Below are 23797 nucleotides of genomic sequence, written 5' to 3' on the forward strand. Positions count from 1 at the left end.
ATAAACAACAAGCCAAATCGCAATCGTGCGCCGTGACCAGGTAATTTCTACTACCCTGCGCACGAATAAATTTCATATTTGCAATTATTTGTAACCGAGAGTAGCCTCGCTCTTCACTTCACCACCCCACCGAAACAAGGATCACAGTCGATGAACACCATGACCGACATGGGCGAACAGTTGGACGTCAAATTGCTGCTCACCACATTGATGGCATTGAAAAAAGGCGATTTCTCGGTGCGCATGCCATCCGACTGGACCGGCGTGTCGGGCAAGATCGCCGACACCCTGAACGACATCATCGAGACCAAGCAGAAGATGGTGGAGACGGTGACCGAAGTGTCGCGCGTGGTGGGCCGCGAAGGCCACCTGACCCAGCGCGCCGACCTGCCGGGCGTGGTGGGCGGCTGGAGCACCATGATCAGTTCCGTCAACACCCTGATCGACGACCTGGTGCGCCCGACCACCGAGATGGCGCGCGTGATCGGCGCGGTGGCGAAAGGCGACCTGTCGCAGACCATGGCGCTCGAAGTCGACGGCCATCCGCTCAAAGGTCAATACTTGCGCGCGGCGATGACCGCGAACACGATGGTGGAGCAGCTGTCTTCGTTCTCGTCCGAAGTCACGCGCGTGGCGCGCGAGGTCGGCACCGAGGGTAAACTCGGTGGCCAGGCGCAGGTGAAGGGCGTTGCCGGCACCTGGAAGGACTTGACCGACTCGGTGAACTCGATGGCGGGCAACCTGACCTCGCAGGTGCGTAACATCGCGGAAGTGACCACGGCGGTGGCGAACGGCGACTTGTCGAAGAAGATCACGGTCGACGTGCGCGGCGAGATCCTGCAACTGAAGGACACCATCAACGTGATGGTGGACCAGCTGCGCTCCTTCGCATCGGAAGTGACGCGCGTGGCGCGCGAGGTGGGTACCGAAGGTAAGCTCGGCGGCCAGGCCTACGTGCCGGGTGTTGCCGGCACCTGGAAGGACTTGACCGACAACGTCAACTTCATGGCATCCAATCTGACGGGTCAGGTGCGTAACATCGCGGCGGTGACCACCGCGGTGGCGAACGGCGACCTGTCCAAGAAGATCACGGTGGACGTGAAGGGCGAGATCCTGGAACTGAAGAACACCATCAACGTGATGGTGGACCAGCTGTCCTCGTTCGCATCCGAAGTGACCCGTGTGGCGCGCGAGGTGGGGACCGAGGGCAAGCTCGGTGGCCAGGCGATGGTGAAAGGCGTGGCCGGCACCTGGAAGGACTTGACCGACTCGGTGAACTCGATGGCGGGTAACCTCACGGGCCAGGTGCGAAACATCGCGGACGTGACCACCGCGGTGGCGAACGGCGACCTCTCCAAGAAGATCACGGTCGACGTGAAGGGCGAGATCCTGGAACTGAAAAACACCATCAACGTGATGGTCGACCAGCTGAACTCCTTCGCGTCGGAAGTCACGCGCGTGGCGCGCGAAGTCGGTACCGAAGGTAAACTCGGTGGCCAGGCCAACGTGCCGGGCGTGGCCGGCACCTGGAAAGACCTGACCGACGGCGTGAACTCGATGGCGGGCAACCTGACTGCGCAGGTGCGTAACATCGCGGAAGTGACCACCGCAGTTGCGAACGGCGACCTGTCGAAGAAAATCACGGTGGACGTCAAGGGCGAGATCCAGGAACTGAAGAACACGATCAACGTGATGGTCGACCAGCTGTCCTCGTTCGCGTCGGAAGTCACGCGCGTGGCACGCGAGGTCGGTACCGAAGGTAAACTCGGCGGCCAGGCTTACGTGCCGGGCGTCGGCGGCACCTGGAAGGACTTGACCGACAACGTCAACTTCATGGCATCCAACCTGACCGGCCAGGTGCGTAACATCGCGGCGGTGACCACCGCCGTGGCGCGCGGCGACCTGTCGAAGAAGATCACCGTGGACGTGAAGGGCGAGATCCTGGAACTGAAGGACACCATCAACGTGATGGTGGACCAGCTGTCCTCGTTCGCATCCGAAGTCACGCGCGTGGCGCGCGAAGTGGGCACCGAGGGCAAGCTGGGTGGCCAGGCCAACGTGTCCGGCGTGGCCGGCACCTGGAAGGACTTGACCGAGAACGTGAACCAGCTGGCGGCGAACCTGACCAACCAGATGCGCGCGATCGGTGAAGTGGCGACCGCGGTGACGCGTGGTGACCTCTCGCGTTCGATCCAGGTGGAAGCGCGCGGCGAGGTGTCCTACCTGAAGGACAACATCAACGAGATGATCCGCAACCTGAAGGAAACCACGCAGAAGAACGCGCAGCAGGACTGGCTCAAGACCAACCTTGCCCGCTTCACGCGACTGCTGCAGGGCCAGCGCGACCTGCAGGCGGTGACCAAACTGATTCTGTCCGAGCTGGCGCCGCTGGTGTCGGCCCACCACGGCGTGTTCTACATGATGGATTCGCAGGAGTCCGACGCGCGCCTGCGCATGATCGCTTCGTACGGCTACCGCTCCAGCCGCAAGCTGCCGACCTCGTTCCTGCCGGGTGAAGGCCTGGTGGGACAGTGCGCGCTGGAGAAGACCCGCATCTGGCTGACCGACGTACCGCGCGACTACATCGTGGTGTCGTCGGGCCTGGGCTCGGCGCCGCCGAACAATATCGTGGTGCTGCCGATCCTGTTCGAGCAGCAGGTCAAGGCCGTCATCGAGATCGCCTCGCTCGACCGCTTCACCGAAACCCACCTCTCCTTCCTTGACCAGCTGATGGAATCGATCGGCGTGGTGCTGAACACGATTGAAGCGAACAGCCGTACCGAGTCGCTGCTGACCCAGTCGCAATCGCTGGCGCAGGAACTGCAGCAGACCAACCAGGAGCTGGGCGAGAAGGCGCGCCTGCTGTCCGAACAAAACATCGAGGTGGAGCGCAAGAACCGCGAGGTGGAGCAGGCCAAGCTGGCGCTGGAAGAAAAGGCGACCCAGCTGGCGCTGTCGTCCAAGTACAAGTCCGAGTTCCTGGCGAATATGTCGCACGAACTGAGGACGCCATTGAATTCGCTGCTGATCCTGGCGCAGCAGCTGTCGGATAACCCCGAGGGCAACCTGTCGGGCAAGCAGGTCGAATTCGCCAAGACCATCCACGGCTCCGGTTCCGACCTGCTCACGCTCATTAACGACATTCTCGACCTGTCGAAGATCGAGTCGGGCACCGTCACGCTGGACGTGTCGGAATACCGCTTCTCGAACCTGCGCAACTACGTCGACCGCACCTTCCGCCACATGGCCGAAGCCAAGCATCTGGGCTTCCAGGTTGACCTGGCCGAGAACCTTCCTACTGCTGTGATGACCGACACCACGCGCTTGCAGCAAGTGCTGAAAAACCTGCTGTCGAACGCCTTCAAGTTCACCAGTCACGGCCAGGTGTCGCTCTCCATCAGCCTGGTGAACAGCGGCTGGACCGCCGACCACCCGAACCTGGTGCATGCGGACGCGGTGCTGGCGTTCTCGGTGCACGACACCGGCGTCGGCATCCCGGCCGACAAGCTGCAGCTGATCTTCGAGGCCTTCCAGCAGGCCGACGGCTCGACCGCGCGCAAATATGGCGGCACGGGCCTGGGCCTGTCGATCTCGCGCGAACTGGCGCGCCTGCTGGGTGGAGAGATCCGCGTCGAATCGACCGTGAATGTCGGTTCCATCTTCACCCTGTACCTGCCGTATAACCGCGCCGGTTTCATCAACTACGAGCAGGCACGCCAGCCGCAACCGGCGCGCCTGGCGCCGCCGCAGAACGCCCCTGCCCCGCTGGTGCCGGTGCTGCAGGAGCAGCGCGAAGTGGCTACCTTCGAACTCACCGACGCCAGCGGCGCGGTGGTCGAATATGCCAGCGTGCTGGACGACCGCGGCCTGGTGACGCCGGGCGACCCGTCGGTGCTGATCGTCGAGGACGACGAGCGCTTCGCCAAGGTGCTGCTCGACTTCGCGCGCGAGAAAAACTTCAAGGCGATCGTGACCCAGCGCGGCGACTCGACCTTGTCGCTGGCGCGCGATTACCTGCCGTCGGCGATCCTGCTCGACATCGACCTGCCGGACATCGACGGCTTCACGGTGCTCGATCGCCTCAAGCGCGACCCGAGCACCCGGCACATCCCGGTGCACGTGATGTCGTCACTGCGCGAGCGCGAACGCGCGCTGCGCCAGGGCGCGATCTCGTACATTAACAAGCCGGTGGCGCGCGAACAGCTGCAGGAAGAGTTCAAGCGCATCCAGAAGTTCCTGATGGGCGGCAAGCGCAGCCTGCTGGTGGTCGACGACGACCTGGCTCAGCGCGAGTCGATCGTGTCCCTGATCGGCAATAACGACATCCATATCGTCACCGTCGAAGACGGCAACAGCGCGCTCGAAGCACTGAACTCGTCGCACTTCGACTGCATGGTGCTGGACCTGACGCTGCCGGACATCTCGGGCTTCGACCTCCTGGACCAGATCGGCGCCAACGAGCGCCTGCGCGACCTGCCGATCGTGATCTACACGGCGCAGGAACTCAATCGCAAGGAAGTCACGAAGCTCAAGCGCTACGCCAAGACCATCGTGATCAAGGATGCGCGCTCGCCCGAGCGCCTGCTGGACGAAACGGCGCTGTTCCTGCACCGCTCGCAGGCCAGCCTGCCGGAAACCCAGCGCAGGATGCTGGAGGAGATTCACGCGCTCGACGGCGGCCTGGCCGGGCGTAAAGTGCTCATCGTCGACGACGACCTGCGCAACATCTTCGCCTTGTCCACGCTGCTGGAACGCCAGCAGATGCAGGTGCTGTTCGCCGAGAACGGCCGCGACGGCATCGAGGTGCTGGAAAAGGATCCGACCATCGAGATCGTCCTGATGGACATCATGATGCCGGAGATGGATGGCTACGACACCATGCGCGCGATCCGCCGCATCCCGAAATTCCGCTCGCTGCCGATCATCACCCTGACCGCGAAAGCGATGAAGGGCGACCGCGACAAGTGCATCGCCGCCGGCGCCTCGGACTACATCACCAAGCCGGTCGACGTGGCGCAGCTGCTGTCGATGATGCGCGTCTGGCTGCACTGAGGGAAGCGGTGACGGTCCGATGAACGCATTCACTGGAGCGCTGCCGGCCGGAGCTCCGGCCGCCGGATTTCGCCCCGACCCGGCGCTGGAAGAGCTCGAGATCGATCTGCTGCTCGAAGCCCTGTACGGGCGCTACGGGCTGGATTACCGCAGCCACGACCGCGCCCTGCTGCGCCGCCGGCTGCAGGAGGTGGTGGCACGGCGCGAGCTGGCCACCCTGTCGCGCTTGCAGGAGCAGGTGCTGCACCAGCCCGGCGCCGCGCTCGACGTGACGCGCGCGCTGGCGGTGCCGGCGGCCAGGCTGTTCGACCGCCCCGAATGGGCGCGCCGTCAGCGCACGGCATTGAGTGATTCGCTGCGGCCGACCGCACTGCCCAAGGTCTGGCTGCCCGAGGCGGCCGGCGTGGGCGAGGCGTGGACGCTGGCGATCCTGCTGGCCGAGGAAAAGCTGTATGGGCGCACCGAGGTGTTCGCGACACTGGCCAGCGATGAACTGCTGGCCGAGGTGCGCGAGGCCACGCTGCCGGCGGCGCAGTTGCAGGAAGCGCAGCAGGATTACGAGGCCAGCGGCGGCGGCGGACGGCTGGCCGATTACTTCGAGGTCAGCGATGGGCGTGCCCGTTTGCTGCCGCGCTTGCGCGAGCGGATCACCTGGCTGCAGTATTGCCTGGTGACGGATGGGTCGTTCAACGAGTTCCATGCGATCCTGTGCTGCCGCGCGCTACCGGATTTCGGGCCGGTGCTGCGCCAGCGGGTGCTGCGGCTGTTCCGTGACAGCCTGGCCTTGTTTGGCGTGATCGGGCTGGATCGTGAGCTGGACGGTACCGATGCGGCTGCGAGTGATTATCAGCCGCTGTTCGACGACGGCGCCTGGTACAAGCGCATCCGGTAGGGTTGGCCTGGGCGGCCCCGCGCTTTGCCGCCGACGCGTTCAACCGGCTTTCGATTTGCCGCGCGGCCTGCCAACGTAGGTTGAACGCGTCGGCGGCGGAGCCGCCAACCCTACGAAGCGACGCTGCTTGATGCTGTCAGTTGCCGCGCCATCCAGTCATCGATCTCGCGCGCCACGCCCGGCCGCAGATGCAGCCCTAATTTGGTCCGGCGCCACAACACATCGGCGCTGCTGACCGCCCACTCCTGCTCCACCAGATAGCGCAGCTCGGCCTCGTACAAGCCCGGCGTCACCTCCGCGCCCAGATCGTCGAGCGATGAACACCCTTCCAATACCCGTTCGACCCGGGTGCCGTACGCCCGCGCATAACGCAACGCCAACGGCGCCGGCAGCCACTCATGCCGCCGCCGCAGCGCCGTCACCCAGCGATCGAACTGCAGCACCCCACGCGCATCTGGCGTGGGGCCGAACAAGTCGCCACCGGGCAGCACGGCGTTCGCGGTCCAGGCAGGCGACGATCGCCCTAATAAAGGCGCCAGCCAGTTCACGGCTTCCTCGGCCAGCTTGCGGTAGGTCGTGATCTTGCCCCCGAACACCGACAGCAGTGGCGGCCCTGCGGTATCTCGTTCAAGAAAATAATCGCGCGACGCATCCGCCGCCCTGCCCCGCGTCCCCTTGGCCACGGCATCTTCCAGCAGCGGCCGCACGCCGGAATAACTCCACACCACGTCGCGCGATGTGATCTGGCGCCGGAAGTAGCGGTTCGCCAGCGCGCACAGGTAATCGGTCTCGCCATCCGCGATGGTGGGCGCATCCGGGTCACCCTCGAACTCGACATCGGTAGTGCCGATCAGCGTGAACGAACCTTCATATGGCATCGCGAATACCACGCGCCCGTCGGGATGCTGGAACAGATAGGCGCACGAATGATCGAACAGGCGCGGCACGACGATGTGGCTGCCTTTGACCAGGCGCAGCGTGTGGCGTGGAGGATTGACCGCACCACTCGCCTGCCGGGCGAAGCGCGCCGCCCAAGGTCCGGTGGCATTCACCAGTGCCCGCGCCCGTACCTGCAGCTGCGCCGACGTAACATCGCCACGGGGCAAGTGCGCCTCCCAGTGATCCGCACGCCGCGCCACGCTCTCGCAACGCGTGCGCGGCAACACCAGCGCCCCGCGCTCGCGCGCATCGACGGCATTGAGCACCACCAGCCGGGCGTCGTCGACCCAGCCGTCGGAATAGGCAAACGCGCGCGTGAACTCGGGCTGCAGCGGCAGGCCGGCGCGGTGCCCGGCCAGATCGAACGCTTCGGACGCCGGCAGGAAGGCGCGCGGCGCCAGCCGGTCATACAGGAACAGACCGGCGCGGATCAGCCAGGCGGAGCGCTGGCCGGCATCATGCGGCATCACGAAACGCAGCGGCCGCATGATGTGCGGCGCGCTCTTGAGCAAAATTTCGCGCTCGCCCAGCGCCTTGCGCACCAGGCCGAATTCGCGCTGCTCCAGATAGCGCAGGCCGCCGTGGATCAGCTTGCTGGAGGCGGACGAGGTATGGCTGCCCAGATCGTCCTTGTCGCACAACACCACGCGCAGGCCGCGCCCGGCGGCGTCGCGCGCGATGCCGGCGCCGTTGATGCCGCCGCCGACCACCAGCAGGTCGCAGTCGACCTGCCCATCGCCGATCCAGTCTGCATCGTCGCCCGGTTCCATCTTGCCCATGATCGCCTCCCCTCGCGCACGGCTTGCCGCCATCCGGACCAGTGTAGGCAGGCGTCTCGCGCGCCAGGTTTGCCTGCATCAATTATGCGGAGAATGCGCGGCCCGGTGTGTAAAATCGCCACATGCACAATCCGTCCAACCCGGCGCCCGTTCCTGCATTGGGGGCGCCCGATCCACGTACCCGCGCCTGGGTGCGCATGCCGTCCGGGCGCCGTCTCGACCTGCTCGATCCTACACCGTTCGACTGGGACGACGCCGACCTGGCGCTCGGCCTGGCCCGCACTTACCGCTGGGGCGGCCACTCGGCGTGGCCGCTGCCGCTGTCGGTGGCCCAGCATTCGATCAGCGTGATGCTGCTGCGGCGCGCCGCGGCGCCCCACATCTCGCCGCTGGAGGATTTGCGCGAACTGCTGCACGATGCCGAGGAAGGCCTGCTCGGCTTCGACGCGATCTCGGTGATCAAACCCTTCCTGGGCGAAGCGTTTCGCGCGCTGACCAAGCGGCTGGAACACATGGTCTTTCTGCGCTATGGCCTGCCGGCCTGGAACGCCAAGTCGCACGCGGCGCACAAGCGCGCCGACCGCTTGGCAGCCGCCAGCGAAGCCGTGCACGTGGCCGGCTGGTCGCGCGAGGAAGTGCGGCGCACGCTCAAGATCCGGGCCGAGGTGCTGGGCGAGGATCCGCTGGCGCGCCATTACGGCTGCACGCCGTGGGAACCGTGGCCGCCGGGGGTGGCGTGCGAACGGTTCCTGGCGGAGCTGACCCGCCTAAAACAGGCGGTGGCGGCGTCCTGAAGCGAAGACGCCGCCCGCTCATTCAGGCCGGTGCGCTCAGTTCCTTCTGCAGGTGGCGCTCCAGCCCTTCGAGCGACTTGCCATGGGTCTCTGGCACCAGTGTCGCCACGAACAGCAGCGATGCGATATTGATCGCCGCGAACACGAAGAAGGTCGCACTGCCCAGCTGCGACAGCGCGATCGGGAACAGCAGCGCCACCAGCGCATTGAACACCCACTGGCACGCCACCGCGGTGCCGGTCAGGACGCCGCGCACGTGCATCGGGAACAGTTCCGACATCAGGAGCCAGTACACGGGCGCGATCAACATCTGCATGCACAGCAGGAAGCACAGGATGCAGCCCAGCGCGGCGTAGCTGCGCAGCAAGCCTTCCGGCATCCACAGCAGGACGGCGCCGAGCGCGGCCTGGGTGGCGATCACGCCCGACAGGCCGGTCATCAGCATCGGCCGGCGGCCGTGACGGCCGATCAGCCAGATGCCGATCATGGTCGCGATCACCGACACCACGCCGTTGCCGATGGTGGCGGTCAGCGCCGCGTTGGTGCCGAGGCCGGTCGAAGTCAGGATGATTGGCGTGAAGTACATGAAGGCGTTGATGCCGGTGAACTGGGCCATGAAACCGAGGCCGATCCCGATCCACAGCAGCTTGCGGATCCATGGCGTACCGAACACGGCCGACCAGCCGGCCTGCTCGTGCTCGATGGCATTGAGCTTGTTCATCTCGGCCATCTCGAGCTCGATCTGCTTGTCGCTCGATCGGATCTGCTCCAGCACGGCGCGCGCTTCCTTCATGCGGTTCTTGCTGGCCAGCCAGCGCGGTGACGCCGGTACCATCAGCATGCCGATGCCGAGAAGGATCGCCGGCACCGCCGAAATGGCGAGCATGTAGCGCCACACCGAGGGCGAATCGGAGAAGTACGCCAGCAGCGCATTAAGCACGTAGGCGGCCAGTTGTCCGCTGACGATCATCAGCTCGTTCTGGCTGACCAGGCGTGCACGCCGGCTCGGCCCCGCCATCTCGGCGATGAACACCGGCACCGTGGACGAGGCGCCGCCGACCGCCATGCCCAGGATGAAGCGCATCGCCACCATCACCGCCACCGAAGGCGCCAACACCGAACCGAGCACACCGACCAGGAACACCAGCGACAGGCCGAGCAAGGTGGTGCGCCGGCCATAGCGGTCGGACAGGGTGCCGGCCATCAGCGAACCGAGCGCGGCGCCGAATACCAGCGACGAGGTAACGATGCCTTCGGTGACCGGGTTCAGGCCAAGGCCGCCACTGGCTTGCGGAAGGCTCATGAACGGCAGTGCGCCGGAGATCACGCCGGTATCGTAGCCAAAAGCCAGCGCGCCCATGGTGGCGGCAATCGCGACCTTGAAGACGAAGCGGCTTTCCTTGGTGTCGGGTGGTGCTGCGGGTGGCGTGGAGACAGTAGATGAGTCTGATAGATCGGGGACTGCTGAAGACATGGATACCACTCTTTCTTTGAAATGGACGACGCGGACATGGCAGCGCGGCAAGCGCCTCCACCCCCGTGCCATTGCAAACACGACGGCATACGTTCTGCCGCCGGCGACGAAGCCGGTTCGAAATACTTAACGAAGGATAACGAAAATGGTCAAAGATGAATGTTCGATAGCTTACATATTAGTAAGTTTCGTCTCATCAGTCGGAAAGTGACATGCTCCGGAGCGTTGCCAAAGATTGCGTTTCAATGGGCGCGAACAAGCGTGCTGGGGTGCCAGAAACCGGCATGCAAAAAGCTTGATTTGGATCAATTGCCCGGCACTAAGTGGCTGATTTTGTTCAGCCTTTTGGTCTATCCACAAGAAATGTGGATAACTGTGTGGACAAGCGGCTCTTGACAAGCCGCAAGCGCAGTAGGGATGCGGGTTTCAACAAAATGCCCGTTCGACGGGCAAAAAATCTTCCCTTATAAATCAATGGCTTGCACATGCACTTCAAAAGTGCAGCAGGAATATGTGCGGTAAATTCCTACAAAAGCGGGGCACGGGGGATAAGTCGTCAACTTGGCGCCAACTGTCGTCATTTCCACGCGTTCCTGGCACGCTCGCGCACCAGCATGCGTACGCTGTCCGGCATCGGGGTGCGGTTCTCGCGCCGGTCGGCATCGAGCCAGGCACATTCCTCGAAATGCTTGAGCATGGCGGGCGTGATGAAGCGCGTGCGCGCCGCATACATGTGACGGTCGCCCATCTGCGCCTGCTGCTTCACGAAGAAGCGGTTCGGCACCACCAGGTGCAGGTTGTCGCGTGCGCGGGTCATCGCCACGTACAGCAGACGCCGCTCTTCCTCGATGTCGTCCTGGTTGCCGGTGGACATATCTGACGGGATGCAGCCGTCGACCACATTCAGCACATGCACCGACTTCCACTCCTGGCCCTTGGCCGAGTGGATGGTGGACAGGATCACGTAATCTTCGTCCAGCAGCGGCGCGCCGGCGCGGTCGCCCGTCGCTTCCGGCGGGTCGAGCGTGATCTCGGCCAGGAAGCTTTCGCGGCTGCCATGGCCGGCGGACAGCGCCAGCAATTGCGCCAGGTCGGCCGCGCGCACTTGTGCATCATCGTGCTTGCGCTCCAGGTGCGGCCGATACCAGTCGATCGCCAGCTCCAGGTCCATCGGCCAGCGCAGACCGGGCGTGCGCAGGCGCCGGTACAGCGCGCAGAACGCCGACCAGTCCTCGCCGCCGCGCAGCTTCGCTCCGGCCGCTTCCAGTGCGCTTGCCGCATCAACGCTCTCCCCTACCGCGTCGAGCAGGCGGGTGGCGCTGGCCGGGCCGATCCCCGGCAGCAGCTGCAGCACCCGGAAGCCCGCGATGCGCCCGCTCGGATTCTGGGCGAAACGCAGCAGCGCCAGCACGTCCTTGATGTGCGAGGCCTCCAGGAATTTCAATCCGCCGAATTTCACGAACGGGATGTTGCGGCGCATGAGCTCCAGCTCCAGTGCCGCACTGTGGCTGGCGGCGCGAAACAGCACCGCTTGGCTGGTGAGCGCCATGCCGGCTTCGCGCTGCTCGAGGATGCGGTTGCAGACCCAGCGCGCCTGTTCGGCTTCGTCGGGAATCAACACCAGCTGCGGTTTAATGCTGGACGCCTTGTCGGTCCACAGCGTCTTGGCGTGGCGCTCCAGCGCCCCCGCGATCACGGCGTTGGACGCATCCAGGATCGGCTGGGTCGAGCGGTAGTTGCGCTCCAGCGTGACCAGGCGCGCCGGCTGCGAGAACTGCTTCGGGAAGTCGAGGATGTTGCGCACCGTGGCGCCGCGAAAACCGTAGATCGACTGGGCATCGTCGCCGACCACCATCACGCCCTGGCCGTCGGGCTTCATGCCGGTCAGGATCGATGCCTGCAGGCGATTAGTGTCCTGGTATTCGTCCACCAGCACGTGGTCGAACAGCGCGCCCAGCTCGCGCCCGAGCACCGGGTCGGCCGCCATCTCGGCCCAGAACAGCAGCAGGTCGTCGTAGTCGAGCACGTTCTGCTCCTGCTTGGCGTCGACGTAGGCGCCGAACAGGGTCTTCAGCTGCGCCTCCCATTCGCTGCACCAGGGGAAGGTCGATTGCAGCACGGCGTCGAGCGGGTCGCGGCTGTTGACCACGCGCGAGTAGATCGCCAGGCAGGTGCCTTTCAGCGGAAAGCGCTTCTCGGTACCGGTCAGCCCGATCTCGTGTCGCACCAGGCCCATCAGGTCTTCGGAGTCGCCACGGTCGTGGATGGTGAACGCCTCGTCCAGGCCGATACGGCCGGCGAATTCGCGCAGCAGGCGCGCTCCGATGCTGTGGAAGGTGCCGGCCCAGGGCAGCGACACCGGTGCCGTCGAGCCTCCGCGCCCCAGCAGGCGCTGCAGCACGGCGCTGGCGCGGTGCCCCATCTCATTGGCGGCGCGGCGCGAAAAGGTCAACAGCAGGATGCGCTGCGGATCGGCGCCGGACTGGATCAGGCGTGCCACCCGGTGCGCCAGCGTGTTGGTCTTGCCGGAACCGGCACCGGCCACCACCAGCAGCGGACGCGGCGCGGCGACGCCGATGTCGTGCTCGACCGCCGCACGCTGCTCGGCATTAAGAGAAGCGAACGGGTCTTCAGTGGCGGGCGGGGTGGCGACAGCGGACATGATGCAAGAAAGCTTGAAACTGAGCTGGAAATGCCATACTGTACATTTATCCAGTACGGACGAGCAAGCAAAAAGTGGAGAGACTGACGCCGGATGTCATGGACGCGTGTGCGGTGACATCAGCCATGACTTGAACACTCGAGCCTAACTCCCGGATAAATAAAAAGTTTTCCGGATATCCACAAAGTCTGTGAATAAGTATGTGGAAAAGCGGGGGCTTGACACGCTGGATGCGGCCATCCGTGCGGGTTTCAACAATATGCCTAATGGGAAGGCAATCTCGGCAGCCTCGAAAATCAAGGGTTTACGTTGACTGCGCGATGTTGGGCCTAGTATGCACCGCAAATAACTTTGGAGCAATCTTTGTGCATAAGGGGAAGCGCGGGCTACTTACGTATGGCAAGAATTGAAGCTGGTGTCAGCCCATCGTGCGCCGCCGCTGCGGCTCCAGCAGCACGCGCTCGATGACCTGCGGCCGGATCGCGTTCGACTTCAGGTATTCGAGCGCGGTCATGATGCCGCTCTCCCCCAGCAACTCAGGCTGCTGGTGACGATGTCGCGCTGATGCGCGTCGCAGCGCAGCTCGACCGTGCCTCCCTGCGACGACGCGGCAACCGGCTGGCTGATTTGCTCGGGACGATACGGGCTCATTGGCTGCTCCAGTGGGTTGATCGTTGCCGCACCAGGAGTATTGACGATCGCCCGACGATGTCAATATCAAACCCATATCAATACGTGGATCACGATTTTGTGCATCTCGACCGTTTCCGCACCTGCACGGCCCAGCGTTGCGCCACGCCGCTGCCGACCTGCCTACAATCGGTTCCAGACCAACCGAGGAGACTGCGCAATGAGCATCCAACCCGAACACGATCTGAATCCCGGCGACGAAGCCGAACCCGGTACGCCCGGCGCCGGCGAAGATGTCTGCGACGCCTGCGCCGGCAGCGGCACGCTGGCCGACGGCAAATCCTGCCCGATGTGCGGCGGCAGCGGCCGCGTGATGCGCGGCATCGGCGGCGGCTGATCTGCGACCGGGCCGCTGTGCGCGGCGCCCGCGGCTGGCAGGATGCGCCGCGAGGCGTCATACTTGCGTCATTCACAACAAGACCTGACCACCATGCCCGACATCCTGAACGAGCACGCCTGCTTCGGCGGCGTCCAGCGCTTCTACCAGCACGACTCGAACGCCATCGGCCTGCCGATGCGTTTCTCGGTCTACCTGCCGCCCCAGGCGAAGCAGCAGCAATCGGGTGAACAGCGCCTGCCGGTGCTGTTCTACCTGGCCGGCCTGACCTGCACCGAAGAGACCTTCATGATCAAGGCCGGCGCCCAGCGCGTGGCCGCCGAACTGGGCGTGATCCTGGTTGCACCCGACACCAGCCCGCGCGGCGCCAACGTCCCGGGCGAAGCCGAGAGCTGGGACTTCGGCGTCGGCGCCGGCTTCTACCTCGACGCCACCCAGGAACCGTGGGCGCGCCACTACCGCATGCACAGCTACCTGCTGGAACTGCGCGAACTGGTACTGGCCACGCTGCCGGCCGATCCGCAGCGGGTCGGCATCTTCGGCCACTCGATGGGCGGCCATGGCGCGCTGGTGATGGCGCTGCGCCATCCGGACCTGTTCCGCTCGGTGTCGGCGTTCGCGCCGATCGCCGCACCCAGCCAGTGCCCGTGGGGCAAGAAAGCCTTCGGCGGTTACCTCGGCGCGGATGAATCGACCTGGCAGGCCTATGATGCCAGCGCCCTGATGGCACGCCACGACCGCGCGCCCTTCCCCGGCGGCATCCTGATCGACCAGGGCCTGGGCGACAAGTTCCTGGCCGAGCAGCTGCTGCCGGAAGCGTTCGAAGCCGCCTGCGCGTCGGCCGGCCAGCCGCTCGAGCTGCGCCGCCACGACGGTTACGACCACGGTTATTACTTCATCTCGACCTTCGTCGAAGACCACCTGCGCTTCCACCACCGCCAGCTCGGCTGACGCGACGGCGGCCCGCCGCGCGCCCGCCCTCTTCAACGCATCGGCCCTTGCGCGGCCGATGCGCCGCACCTCTCCCATCCCTCTCCCCGGTTTCTCCCTCTGTATTGCTACGACGCGCGTGCGATTTCCGCGCGGCAAACGGACGCCGGAACGACGCCAGCCTGTGTATGCTGATCTTGACGGCCACGGCCTGCCGCGAGGCTGCGCCATGGCCTGCGCGTCGATTTTTTAACGGGCATTGGCAACACATGGGAGCGACCGAACCGTTCGACGACCGGCCCCACGCCGGCAGGCTGCTGGCACAGGCGCTGCGGCATTACGCAGGTGAACCGGGCCTGCTGGTGCTGGCACTGCCGCGCGGCGGGGTGCCGGTGGCGTTTCCGGTGGCGCAGGCGCTGCATGCCGAACTCGACCTGATGCTGGTGCGCAAGCTCGGCCTGCCGCACCAGCCCGAGTTCGCGATGGGCGCGATCGGCAGCGGCGGCGTGCGCGTGCTGCAGCCCGGCGTGCCGGGTTTGATGGGCGTCACGCAGCAGGAAGTCGACACCGTTACTGCGGCCGAGGAAGCCGAACTGGCGCGGCGCGAACGGCGCTACCGCGGCGAACGCGCACCGTTGCAGCTGCAGGGGCGCAGCGTGATCCTGGTCGACGACGGCATCGCGACCGGCGCCAGCATGCGGGTCGCGATCGCGGTGGCGCGTGCCGGCCGCCCGGTGCGGCTGGTGGTGGCGGCGCCGGTGGCGGCACCGGGCACGGTACGTGCGCTGCGGGACGACGTGGATGAAGTGGTCAGCCTGGCCACGCCGGCGCGCTTTCGCGCCGTCGGCCAGTGGTACCGCAGGTTCGACCAGACGGACGACGGGCAAGTGCAGGATCTGCTGCAACAGGCCTGGGCCGGCGCCGCAACGGCCGGCCACAGGCACCCAGACTAATCGCGGCCGGTGCATGCCGGCCAATCACAGCAATCAAACGATAAGGAGCGGACATGGACCAATCGAACGATCAAGCAAAGAATGTGGGTAAACAAGCCGGCGGGTGGGTCTGCGCGGCAGTGGCAGGCGCCCTGCTGATGTACGCGTTCGACCCGTCGCGCGGCGCCGCCCGCCGTGCCCGCGCACGCGGCGCGCTGCGCGATGCCGGCCAGCGCACCGGCGAACAGCTGGAACACGCCTGGCACGGCGCCGAAGCGCGCTTCGACACGGCGCGCGTGCGCGCCTCGCACGCCTATGCGCGCGCCGGCGAACGCCTGGCCGATGCCGCCCACAAGGCGGGCGACCGCCTCTCGAGCGCCTCGTCGCAGACGCGCGACCGCCTGGAGCACGCACGCGACCGCGTCGCCGATGCGTCCTACAAGGCGCGCGACCGCTTCGCCGACGCTTCCCATCATGCGCGCGATCGCGTGGCCGACGCTTCCCATCATGCCCGTGACCGTGTCGCCGACGCCTCGTACGAAGCGCGCGAGCGCGCCGCCCACGCCGCCGGCTATGCGGCCGACAAGGCGCGCGAGCATTCGGCGCGCGCATCGCACAAGGCCCATTACCGCGCCCACGAAGCACAGGAACGCGCGAGCGAACTGGCGGCGAATGTTACCGAGACCGCACGCGAGCGCGTCGGTAATGCCTACGACCGTGCAGCCGACAGCGCCAACGACCTCTATCACCGCGCCGACAGCGCCGCGCGCAGCCAGGCCCACGCCGTCGGCGACCAGTTGCGCGAATGGGGCGGCCACCTGTCGCACCTGTTCGGTTCGCGCAGCCCGACCCTGACCAATTCGGCCCTGCTGGGCACTGGCGCACTGAGCGTGGTCGGCCTGGTGCGCCGCTCGCCGGTCGCCGCCCTGCTCGGCCTGGGCGCGCTGGCGGTGCTGCTGCGCAGCGATCGTGGCCGCCACCTGGTCGACTCGTTGCGCGCGCGCGGCGCCGGCAGCGCCAGCCAGGTCGAGGTCGAGAACACGATCCACATCGACGCTTCGCCGAAAGAGGTGTACGACGCCTGGGCCGACGTCGAGAACTTCCCGCGCTTCATGTCGCACGTGACCGAAGTGCGCGACCTCGGCCACCGCCGTTCGCACTGGGCCGTGCGTGGCCCGGGCGGCCTGGAATACGCGTGGAACGCGGTGATGACCGAGCAATCGCGCCCGGACCGCCTGTCGTGGCGCAGCGAGCCGGGTTCCGAGATCGAGCAGGAAGGCACGGTCAGTTTCGAGCCATCCCGCGGCGGCACGCTGGTGACCGTGCGCATGCGCTACGCGCCGCCGGCCGGTGTGCTTGGTCACGGCATCGCGCGCATGCTGGGCGCCGATCCGCAGCGCCAGATGGACGACGACCTGGCGCGCATGAAGTCCTTCATCGAGCGCGGCGGCTCGCAGTACGCGGCGCAGCAACCAGCGCCCGACCACAGCTACCTGCACTGACGCCATGGCCATCTTCGGCAACCGGGACGCCGTCAGGGGTGCCGCCAATGAGGGCGACACCGCCCTCGAGGCGGTGCGCCTGGCGGCGCGTCCGCTTGACGGCGGGCCGGGCGACTACGACGCCCTGCTCGACCTGGTCGGCAACGCGCGCTTCGTGCTGCTGGGCGAAGCCACCCACGGCACCCACGAGTTCTACGAGGAGCGCGCGCGCATCACCAAGCGCCTGATCGAAGAGAAAGGCTTCACCGCGGTGGCGGTCGAAGCCGACTGGCCCGACGCCTGGCGCGTGAACCGCTACGTGCGCGGCGAAAGCCAGGATGCCGACGGCCGCGCCGCACTGAGCGGCTTCGAACGCTTCCCATCCTGGATGTGGCGCAACACGGCGGTGCTGGAGTTCGTCGAGTGGCTACGCGAACGTAATGCCACGGCGGCCGGCACCGGCGCCAACCGGGCCGGCTTCTATGGCCTCGATCTGTACAGCATGTTCACCTCGATCCACGAAGTGGTGCGCTACCTGGAAGAGGTCGATCCCAACGCCGCGCAAGAGGCACGCAAGGTGTACTCGTGTTTCGACCACTATGACCGCGACAGCCAGCAGTACGGCTACGCCACCAGCTTCGGCATGTCGCCCTCCTGCGAACAGGGCGTGCTCGACATGCTGCGCGAGCTGCAGGGGCGCGCCCTCGACTACATGCAGCTCAGTGCTTCCGAGTCCGGCGAGAATTCGCCGGATGCCTTCTTCTACGCCCAGCAGAACGCGCGCCTGGTGAAGAACGCCGAGCAGTATTACCGCACCATGTTCAAGGGCCGCATCTCGTCCTGGAACCTGCGCGACAGCCACATGGCCGAAACGCTGGACGCGGTGGCGCGCCACCTGTCGCAGGACGGCAAGCCGGCGCGCATCGTGGTGTGGGAGCACAACTCGCACATCGGCGACGCGCGCGCCACCGAGATCGGACGCCAGGGCGAATGGACGGTAGGCGAGCTGGCACGCAAGGCCTACGGTGCGGATGCCTGCCTGATCGGCTTCACCACCTACGATGGCCGGGTCACCGCCGCTTCCGCATGGGACGGCGATGCCGAGCACAAGCACGTGCGCCCGGCGCTGGCCGGCAGCTACGAACGGCTGCTGCACGACACCGGCATCGAACGCTTCTTCCTGCCGCTGCGCGAACCGGGCCCGGTGCGCGACGCGCTGATGGAAGAGCGCCTGGAGCGCGCCATCGGCGTGTTGTACCTGCCGCGCAGCGAGCGCCAGAGCCACTACTTCCACGCTCAGCTGCCGCGCCAGTTCGACGCGGTGATCCACATCGACCGCACACGGGCGGTGGAGCCGCTCGATCCGACCAGCGGATGGCATTCCGGCGAACCGCCGGAGACCTATCCGGAAGGGCTGTAACGCTACTCGGTCAACGACACGCGCCATGACCGGCTCACCGTCCGGTCACGCCGCTTCTTCGTACACCGCATAACCGTCGCGGCCGCGCCCTTTGGCCGCATACAGCGCGCTGTCGGCCGCCGCCAATAATCCTTCCTGATCCTGCCCCGGGCGCGACAGCGCGATACCGACGCTGGCCGACACCTGCAGCTTGCCGGCGCCGGTCACGAACGGCGCGCGCATCGCGTCGACGATCTTGGCGCCGACCCGCTCGGCCTCGTCGCGCCCGCCGATCTCTTCCAGGATCACCACGAACTCGTCACCCGACAGCCGCGCCGGGGTGTCGGTGGCGCGCACGCCGGCGGCCAGGCGCGTGGCGAATTCGCGCAGCACTTCGTCGCCCACGCCGTGGCCATGGCTGTCGTTGATGCGCTTGAAGTGGTCGACGTCGAGGTAGGCCAGCGCCAGCGGCTTGCCACTGCGGTGCGCGCGGCCCAGGGCCTCGTCCAGCGTCTCGTTGAAGCTGCGCCGGTTGGCCAGTCCGGTGAGCGTGTCCACCCGCGCCAGGCGCGTGAGCTGCTCCTCGACTTCCTTGACGTGGGTGGTGTCGTGCTTGAGCGCGTACACCCCGGCCACGCTGCCGTCGGCGCGCAGGTCGGGAATGAACACGCCCTGCAGGTGGATGCGGCGGCCGTCGATGCGGATCTGCAGTTCGCAGGTGGCGTCGTGCCCCGCATAGGCGCGGTCCAGGCAGTCGCGCGTCTGGCCGGCCGCTTCGACGCCGAGCAGGCCGGCGATCGACATCCCGTCCAGCCGCTGCGGCGAGATGCCGAACCAGCGCTCGAAGGTGGCGTTACCGAAGCGGAAGCGCCGCTCCCCGTCGAGATAGGCGATCAGCACCGGCAGGTTATCGGTGATCATGCGCAGGCGTTTTTCGCTGGCCGCGCGCGACTCCTCGGCGCTTTCGCGTTCGGCCATCAGGGCGTGGAAGGCGCGTCCCAGTTCGCCGATCTCGTCCTGGCGGTCGTCGTGCAGCACCGCGATGCCGGCGCCGTCGTGGCGCACCGCCGCCACCCGCTCGCGCAGCGCCTGCAGCGGCGCCAGCAGGCGCACCATCAGCACCCAGGCCAGCACCCCGGCCGCCAGCGCCAGCCCGAGTGCGCTGTAGATCGCGTTGTGGCGCATGTGCGCCAGCGGCGCGAACGCTTCCTCGGACGGATAGCGCGCGCCCAGTATCCAGCCGGTCGAGGCCAGCCGGCGGTAGGCGAAGATCGCATTGCGGCCGTCGCGCGCACGGGTCTCGACCCAGCCCTCGAACCCTTTCAGGGCACGCTCGGTGCCGGCGTTCTGGCCGCCCGCACTGCCCGCCGGCCGCAGCACGCGGCGCTTGTCGGGATGGTCGATCATGATGCCGTCGGCGGTCATCAGGAACAGGTAGCCGGTGCCGCCAGGTTTCAGGGCGCCGAGCTGGCGCAGGAAGCCGGTCTCGCGCAGGTCGAGGCTGGCCGTGAGCACGCCCAGCAGGCGCGCGTCGGCATCCACGATCGGGGTGCTGACGATCACCACCTGGCGTCCCGAGACGCGGCTGACCACCGGCTGCGACATCATGCTGCGCCGGGTCGCCACCACTTCTTCGAAGTAGTCGCTGCCGCGCGCGTCGAGCGGACGCTCCTGGCCGAACGAGCGCATCGACATCAGCTGGCGCCCCTGCGCGTCGAGCACCAGCAGGTTCAGGAACTCGGGCCGCCACAGCGGCGCCTGCCGGTCGAGATGGCGCCGCAGCTGCTCCGGATCATTCATCGCGTCGCGCGGCAGGCCGGCGGCCAGGCCTTCCAGCTCGCGCAGGCGCGCCTCGATGCGGTCGTCCATGAACGACGCGGCGCTCGACAGCAGCGTGTATTGCTGGTCGCCGATCACGCGCTCCATGCCGCGCTCGGCCACGCTCAGCGTCGACAGCGTGACCAGCAGCGTGGCCACGAACACCAGCACCGACGCCACCGCCGCCAGGCGCACTTTCAGATTCGCCGGTAGCAGGCGCAGGCCATCGATGGACATAAGGGTCGGGGTGTCTGTCATGAAGCGACAAAGTATTACATACTCGACGGTTCCGACTCGCACGCACGGTTCGCTGGGCGAACCGGCCGCCACCGGCGCCCAACGTGAGAGTGTCAACACCGCAACAAGCCGAGCTGGACCAGGCAACGGCATGCTGTCTATAAGGCAAAATTTCCGCTAGGATTGGACCTTTATTCTGTTTGCCCAAGGACCGCCATGAGCACAATCACACTGAACGTCAACGGCAAGGCGCAGGCCGTCGACGTCGAACCGGACACGCCGCTGCTGTGGGCCCTGCGCGATACGCTGGGCCTGGTCGGCACCAAGTACGGCTGCGGCCTGGGCCAGTGCGGCGCCTGCACCGTCCACCTCGACGGCGTCGCCACCCGCTCCTGCGTGCTGCCGGTCTCTAGCATCGGCAAGCAGAAGATCACCACCATCGAAGGTCTCGACCCGAAAGGCCGCCATCCGCTGCAGCAAGCCTGGCAGGAACTCGACGTGCCGCAATGCGGCTACTGCCAGTCGGGCCAGATCATGAGTGCCTGCGCCCTGCTCAAGCAGCATCCGAAGCCGAGCGATGCCCAGATCGACGAAGCCATGGCCGGCAACCTGTGCCGCTGTGCGACCTATATGCGGATCCGCAAGGGCATCCACCGCGCGGCGGAGATCGCGTCCACCGGCACCGGCAGCGCGAAAGGCAAGGCATGATGCACGCACCCGTCTCCCCTGCCCGCCGGCGCTTCCTGCGCAACAGCGCCACCGGCGGCGCGCTCCTGATCGGCATGTCGGCCGGTGGCGCGCTGGCTGCGGTCGGTACCGCCGCTCAAGGTGACTTCACGCCCAACGCCTTCATCCGCATCGCGCGCGACGGCTCGGTGACCCTGACCTCGAAGCAGCCCGAGATCGGCCAGGGCATCAAGACCTCGCTGCCGATGGTGATTGCCGAAGAACTCGACGTCGACTGGAAGAGCGTACGCATCGTCCAGGGCGACCTGAATCCGACCGCCTATGATGGACAAGGCGCCGGCGGCTCGACCTCGACCCCGAACAACTACGAGAACTTCCGCCGCCTCGGCGCCGCCGCGCGCGCCATGCTGGTGCAGGCGGCAGCGCAAGGCTGGAACGTGGCGCCGGGCGAATGCACGACCGCAGGCGGCGCCGTGCTGCACGCGGCCAGCAAGCGCCGCATCGGCTACGGTGCGTTGGTGGAACGCGCCGCCAGGCTGCCGGTGCCGGACGCCGCCGGCGTCAAACTGAAAGACCCGGCCGACTTCAAGCTGCTGGGCACCCGCATCGGCGGCGTCGACAACGGCGCTATCGTGGTCGGCAAGCCGCTGTTCGGCATCGACGTGCAGGTGCCGGGCATGCTGCATGCCGCGTATGCCAAGTGCCCGGTATTCGGCGGCAAACCGCTGAAGGCCAATCTGGACGCGGTGCGCGCCCTGCCCGGCGTCAAGGACGCCTTCATCATCGAAGGCAGCGCCAACCTGAACGGCCTGCGGCCGGGCGTGGCGATCGTCGCCACCTCGACCTGGGCCGCGATCCGCGCCCGCCGCGCGCTGGAAGTGGAATGGGACGAAGGGATTGGCGCCAGCCACAGCTGGGCCGGATTCACGGCGCAGGCGCAAGCCGCGGCGAAGCAAGCCGGCGCCAGCGTGATGCGCGAGGACGGCGACGTCGGCCGGGCGCTGGCAGGCGCCGCCAAGACGGTGGAGGCGGCCTACAGCTACCCGTTCATCTCGCACGCCAGCATGGAGCCGCAGAACTGCACCGCCTGGTTCAAGCCGGACGGTGCGCTGGAACTGTGGGCGCCGACCCAGAACCCGGGCGCCGGCCAGGCGCTGGTGACGAGCACCTTCGGCATCCCGAAGGAGCGCATCACGCTGCACATCATCCGCAGCGGCGGCGGCTTCGGCCGGCGCCTGAGCTCGGACTTCATCGTCGAAGCGGTCGCCATCGCCCAGCGCGTGAAGGCGCCGGTGAAGCTGACCTGGACCCGCGAGGACGACCTGCAGCACGACCACTTCCGCCCCGGCGGCTTCCACTTCCTGCGCGCCGGCGTCGATGCGCAGGGCAAGGCCGTGGCCTGGCACAACCACTTCGTCACCTTCGCCAACCGCGTCGAGCGCGACGGCCAGTCGGTACTGCAGCCGGGCAGCGGCGGCAACCTGTCGGGTGACGAATTCCCGGGCCGCTGGCTGGCCAACTGCAAGCTGGAACAGACCGCGCTCGAATGCCGGGTGCCGATGGGCCCGTGGCGCGCGCCGGGCAGCTGCGTGTTCTCCTGGGTGTTCCACAGCTTCATCGACGAACTGGCGCACGCCGCCGGGCGCGACCCGCTCGCGTTCCGCCTGGAACTGCTGGGCGACAAGGACGTGATGCCCGGCACCGGCGAACGCGGCCAGCCGTACGCGGTGGCGCGCATGCGCGCGGTGCTGCAGACGGCGGCCGAGAAAGCGGGCTGGGGCAAGAAGACCTTCCCACGCGGCCAGGGCCAGGGCATCGCCTTCCACTTCAGCCATCGCGGCTACGTGGCGCAGGTGGCCGAGGTGACGGTGTCGAAGGACGGCAAGGTCAAGGTCGACCGGGTGGTGGTGGCGACGGACATCGGACCGCAGATCGTCAACCTGTCCGGCGCCGAGAACCAGGTCGAGGGCTCGGTGATCGACGGCATGTCGACCTTGATGTTCCCGGCGCTGAATATCGAGAACGGGCGCATCGTGCAGAGCAACTTCCACGATTACCCGCTGCTGCGCATCGGCGACGCACCGGGCCGGATCGAGATGCACTTCGTGAAGTCGGATCATCCGGTGACCGGCCTGGGCGAACCGGCGCTGCCGCCGCTGGCGCCGGCGGTGTGCAATGCGATCTTCGCGGCGACGGGCAAGCGCGTGCGCGAGCTGCCGCTGAGTAAGACCGATCTGAGCTGGAGCTGAGCCGCAACCTGTTATGGCTGTGGCTACCTCAAACGACTAACTGGCATGGTTACCCGTCAATGCGCGCCGACGCCGCCGACGATGTTCTTGTCGTTGGCGCCGTGGCGCTCCAAGATCGCCAGCGCCTGCTGCGCCTGATTCGCATCGAGCGCCAGCACCTTGAGGATCAGCGCGCCATGATGGTCGCCCTCGGGACGATACACGTCGTTGTAGTCGGTACCGCCCTTGGCATTCGGATTGTCGCCGACGGTGAAATTGGATTGGCCCGGCCCTGCCTCGTCCCCGATCGGCGACAGCTGGACACTGTCGGCGCCAAGGCCGGCGGCCAGCAGCTCGGTGCGCAGGCGCTCGGCCATGGCGAAGTCGTGGATCACGCGTACGATTGGTTCATTCATGATGAGTTCTCCCTGGTTCACATTGAGGCCAAGGTAGCAGAATCGCCACA

General features: G+C 66.6%; 15 protein-coding genes. 10 read left to right on the plus strand and 5 right to left on the minus strand.

Features of this window, described 5'->3' with window-relative positions; genetic code table 11:
• Positions 1–150 precede the first annotated feature (150 nt).
• A complete protein-coding gene (locus RTQ83_RS08475; protein ID WP_312513263.1) occupies positions 151–5052 on the plus strand; it encodes a response regulator in 4902 nt (1633 codons plus the stop codon).
• Positions 5053–5071: 19 nt separating this feature from the next.
• Positions 5072–5944 (plus strand): chemotaxis protein, encoded by an 873-nt coding sequence (locus tag RTQ83_RS08480; RefSeq protein ID WP_312513265.1) that lies wholly within the window; start codon positions 5072–5074, stop codon positions 5942–5944.
• 110 nt (positions 5945–6054) lie between these two features.
• Here RTQ83_RS08480 and glpD read toward each other — a convergent pair whose 3' ends face one another.
• A complete protein-coding gene (glpD, locus tag RTQ83_RS08485; RefSeq protein WP_312513267.1) occupies positions 6055–7662 on the minus strand; it encodes a glycerol-3-phosphate dehydrogenase in 1608 nt (535 codons plus the stop codon).
• Positions 7663–7859: 197 nt separating this feature from the next.
• On the opposite strand from glpD, the gene RTQ83_RS08490 reads away from it, so the two are divergent.
• On the plus strand, positions 7860–8456 hold the full coding sequence (locus RTQ83_RS08490) for a phosphohydrolase (protein ID WP_312513414.1): 597 nt from the start codon (positions 7860–7862) through the stop codon (positions 8454–8456).
• Between the two features lie 22 nt (positions 8457–8478).
• On the opposite strand, the gene RTQ83_RS08495 is transcribed toward RTQ83_RS08490, so the two are convergent.
• The gene (locus RTQ83_RS08495) at positions 8479–9930 is read right to left on the minus strand and encodes a sugar porter family MFS transporter (RefSeq protein ID WP_312513269.1); all 1452 of its coding nucleotides are present in this window, start codon (positions 9928–9930) and stop codon (positions 8479–8481) included.
• 577 nt (positions 9931–10507) lie between these two features.
• On the minus strand, positions 10508–12592 hold the full coding sequence (locus RTQ83_RS08500) for an ATP-dependent helicase (RefSeq protein ID WP_312513271.1): 2085 nt from the start codon (positions 12590–12592) through the stop codon (positions 10508–10510).
• An 850-nt stretch (positions 12593–13442) separates the two neighbouring features.
• Between RTQ83_RS08500 and RTQ83_RS08505 the strand changes: the two genes are divergently transcribed.
• The 5 genes from RTQ83_RS08505 (at position 13443) to RTQ83_RS08525 (ending at position 18382) form a co-directional block, all read left to right on the plus strand.
• Positions 13443–13619: a hypothetical protein gene (locus tag RTQ83_RS08505; RefSeq protein WP_312513273.1), complete on the plus strand. Its 177-nt coding sequence runs from the start codon at positions 13443–13445 to the stop codon at positions 13617–13619.
• A gap of 93 nt (positions 13620–13712) precedes the next feature.
• A complete protein-coding gene (gene fghA / locus RTQ83_RS08510) occupies positions 13713–14570 on the plus strand; it encodes an S-formylglutathione hydrolase (RefSeq protein WP_312513417.1) in 858 nt (285 codons plus the stop codon).
• Positions 14571–14818: 248 nt separating this feature from the next.
• Positions 14819–15502, plus strand: coding sequence for a phosphoribosyltransferase family protein (locus RTQ83_RS08515; protein ID WP_312513276.1), 684 nt, complete (start codon positions 14819–14821; stop codon positions 15500–15502).
• 53 nt (positions 15503–15555) lie between these two features.
• Positions 15556–16983, plus strand: coding sequence for an SRPBCC family protein (locus tag RTQ83_RS08520; RefSeq protein ID WP_312513278.1), 1428 nt, complete (start codon positions 15556–15558; stop codon positions 16981–16983).
• 4 nt (positions 16984–16987) lie between these two features.
• The gene (locus RTQ83_RS08525) at positions 16988–18382 is read left to right on the plus strand and encodes an erythromycin esterase family protein (protein WP_312513282.1); all 1395 of its coding nucleotides are present in this window, start codon (positions 16988–16990) and stop codon (positions 18380–18382) included.
• A 45-nt stretch (positions 18383–18427) separates the two neighbouring features.
• On the opposite strand, the gene RTQ83_RS08530 is transcribed toward RTQ83_RS08525, so the two are convergent.
• Positions 18428–20416, minus strand: a complete 1989-nt coding sequence (locus RTQ83_RS08530; RefSeq protein WP_312513284.1) for a diguanylate cyclase domain-containing protein — start codon at positions 20414–20416, stop codon at positions 18428–18430.
• Positions 20417–20632: 216 nt separating this feature from the next.
• On the opposite strand from RTQ83_RS08530, the gene RTQ83_RS08535 reads away from it, so the two are divergent.
• Both RTQ83_RS08535 and RTQ83_RS08540 read left to right on the plus strand, forming a co-directional pair.
• Positions 20633–21124, plus strand: coding sequence for a 2Fe-2S iron-sulfur cluster-binding protein (locus RTQ83_RS08535; RefSeq protein ID WP_312513287.1), 492 nt, complete (start codon positions 20633–20635; stop codon positions 21122–21124).
• Entirely contained in the window at positions 21121–23352 is a 2232-nt protein-coding gene (locus RTQ83_RS08540; RefSeq protein WP_312513289.1) for a xanthine dehydrogenase family protein molybdopterin-binding subunit, read from the plus strand. Before RTQ83_RS08535 ends, RTQ83_RS08540 begins: the two co-directional genes overlap by 4 nt.
• 56 nt (positions 23353–23408) lie before the next feature.
• Here RTQ83_RS08540 and RTQ83_RS08545 read toward each other — a convergent pair whose 3' ends face one another.
• A complete protein-coding gene (locus tag RTQ83_RS08545; protein WP_312513291.1) occupies positions 23409–23747 on the minus strand; it encodes a hypothetical protein in 339 nt (112 codons plus the stop codon).
• Between the last annotated feature and the right edge of the window lie 50 nt (positions 23748–23797).

Origin of the sequence: Massilia sp. (genome assembly GCF_031995545.1) — a bacterium.
In the GTDB taxonomy this organism is placed as follows: Bacteria; Pseudomonadota; Gammaproteobacteria; order Burkholderiales; family Burkholderiaceae_D; genus Telluria.

Bases quoted from the DNA above. Each gene is read 5' to 3' on its own strand.
- RTQ83_RS08490 (WP_312513414.1), top strand. From the start codon at position 7,860: ATGCCGTCCGGGCGCCGTCTCGACCTGCTCGATCCTACACCGTTCGAC.
- RTQ83_RS08495 (WP_312513269.1), bottom strand. From the start codon at position 9,930: ATGTCTTCAGCAGTCCCCGATCTATCAGACTCATCTACTGTCTCCACG.
- RTQ83_RS08530 (WP_312513284.1), bottom strand. From the start codon at position 20,416: ATGTCCATCGATGGCCTGCGCCTGCTACCGGCGAATCTGAAAGTGCGC.
- glpD (WP_312513267.1), bottom strand. From the start codon at position 7,662: ATGGGCAAGATGGAACCGGGCGACGATGCAGACTGGATCGGCGATGGG.
- RTQ83_RS08520 (WP_312513278.1), top strand. From the start codon at position 15,556: ATGGACCAATCGAACGATCAAGCAAAGAATGTGGGTAAACAAGCCGGC.
- RTQ83_RS08525 (WP_312513282.1), top strand. From the start codon at position 16,988: ATGGCCATCTTCGGCAACCGGGACGCCGTCAGGGGTGCCGCCAATGAG.
- RTQ83_RS08475 (WP_312513263.1), top strand. From the start codon at position 151: ATGAACACCATGACCGACATGGGCGAACAGTTGGACGTCAAATTGCTG.
- RTQ83_RS08500 (WP_312513271.1), bottom strand. From the start codon at position 12,592: ATGTCCGCTGTCGCCACCCCGCCCGCCACTGAAGACCCGTTCGCTTCT.
- fghA (WP_312513417.1), top strand. From the start codon at position 13,713: ATGCCCGACATCCTGAACGAGCACGCCTGCTTCGGCGGCGTCCAGCGC.
- RTQ83_RS08545 (WP_312513291.1), bottom strand. From the start codon at position 23,747: ATGAATGAACCAATCGTACGCGTGATCCACGACTTCGCCATGGCCGAG.
- RTQ83_RS08515 (WP_312513276.1), top strand. From the start codon at position 14,819: ATGGGAGCGACCGAACCGTTCGACGACCGGCCCCACGCCGGCAGGCTG.
- RTQ83_RS08540 (WP_312513289.1), top strand. From the start codon at position 21,121: ATGATGCACGCACCCGTCTCCCCTGCCCGCCGGCGCTTCCTGCGCAAC.
- RTQ83_RS08480 (WP_312513265.1), top strand. From the start codon at position 5,072: ATGAACGCATTCACTGGAGCGCTGCCGGCCGGAGCTCCGGCCGCCGGA.
- RTQ83_RS08535 (WP_312513287.1), top strand. From the start codon at position 20,633: ATGAGCACAATCACACTGAACGTCAACGGCAAGGCGCAGGCCGTCGAC.
- RTQ83_RS08505 (WP_312513273.1), top strand. From the start codon at position 13,443: ATGAGCATCCAACCCGAACACGATCTGAATCCCGGCGACGAAGCCGAA.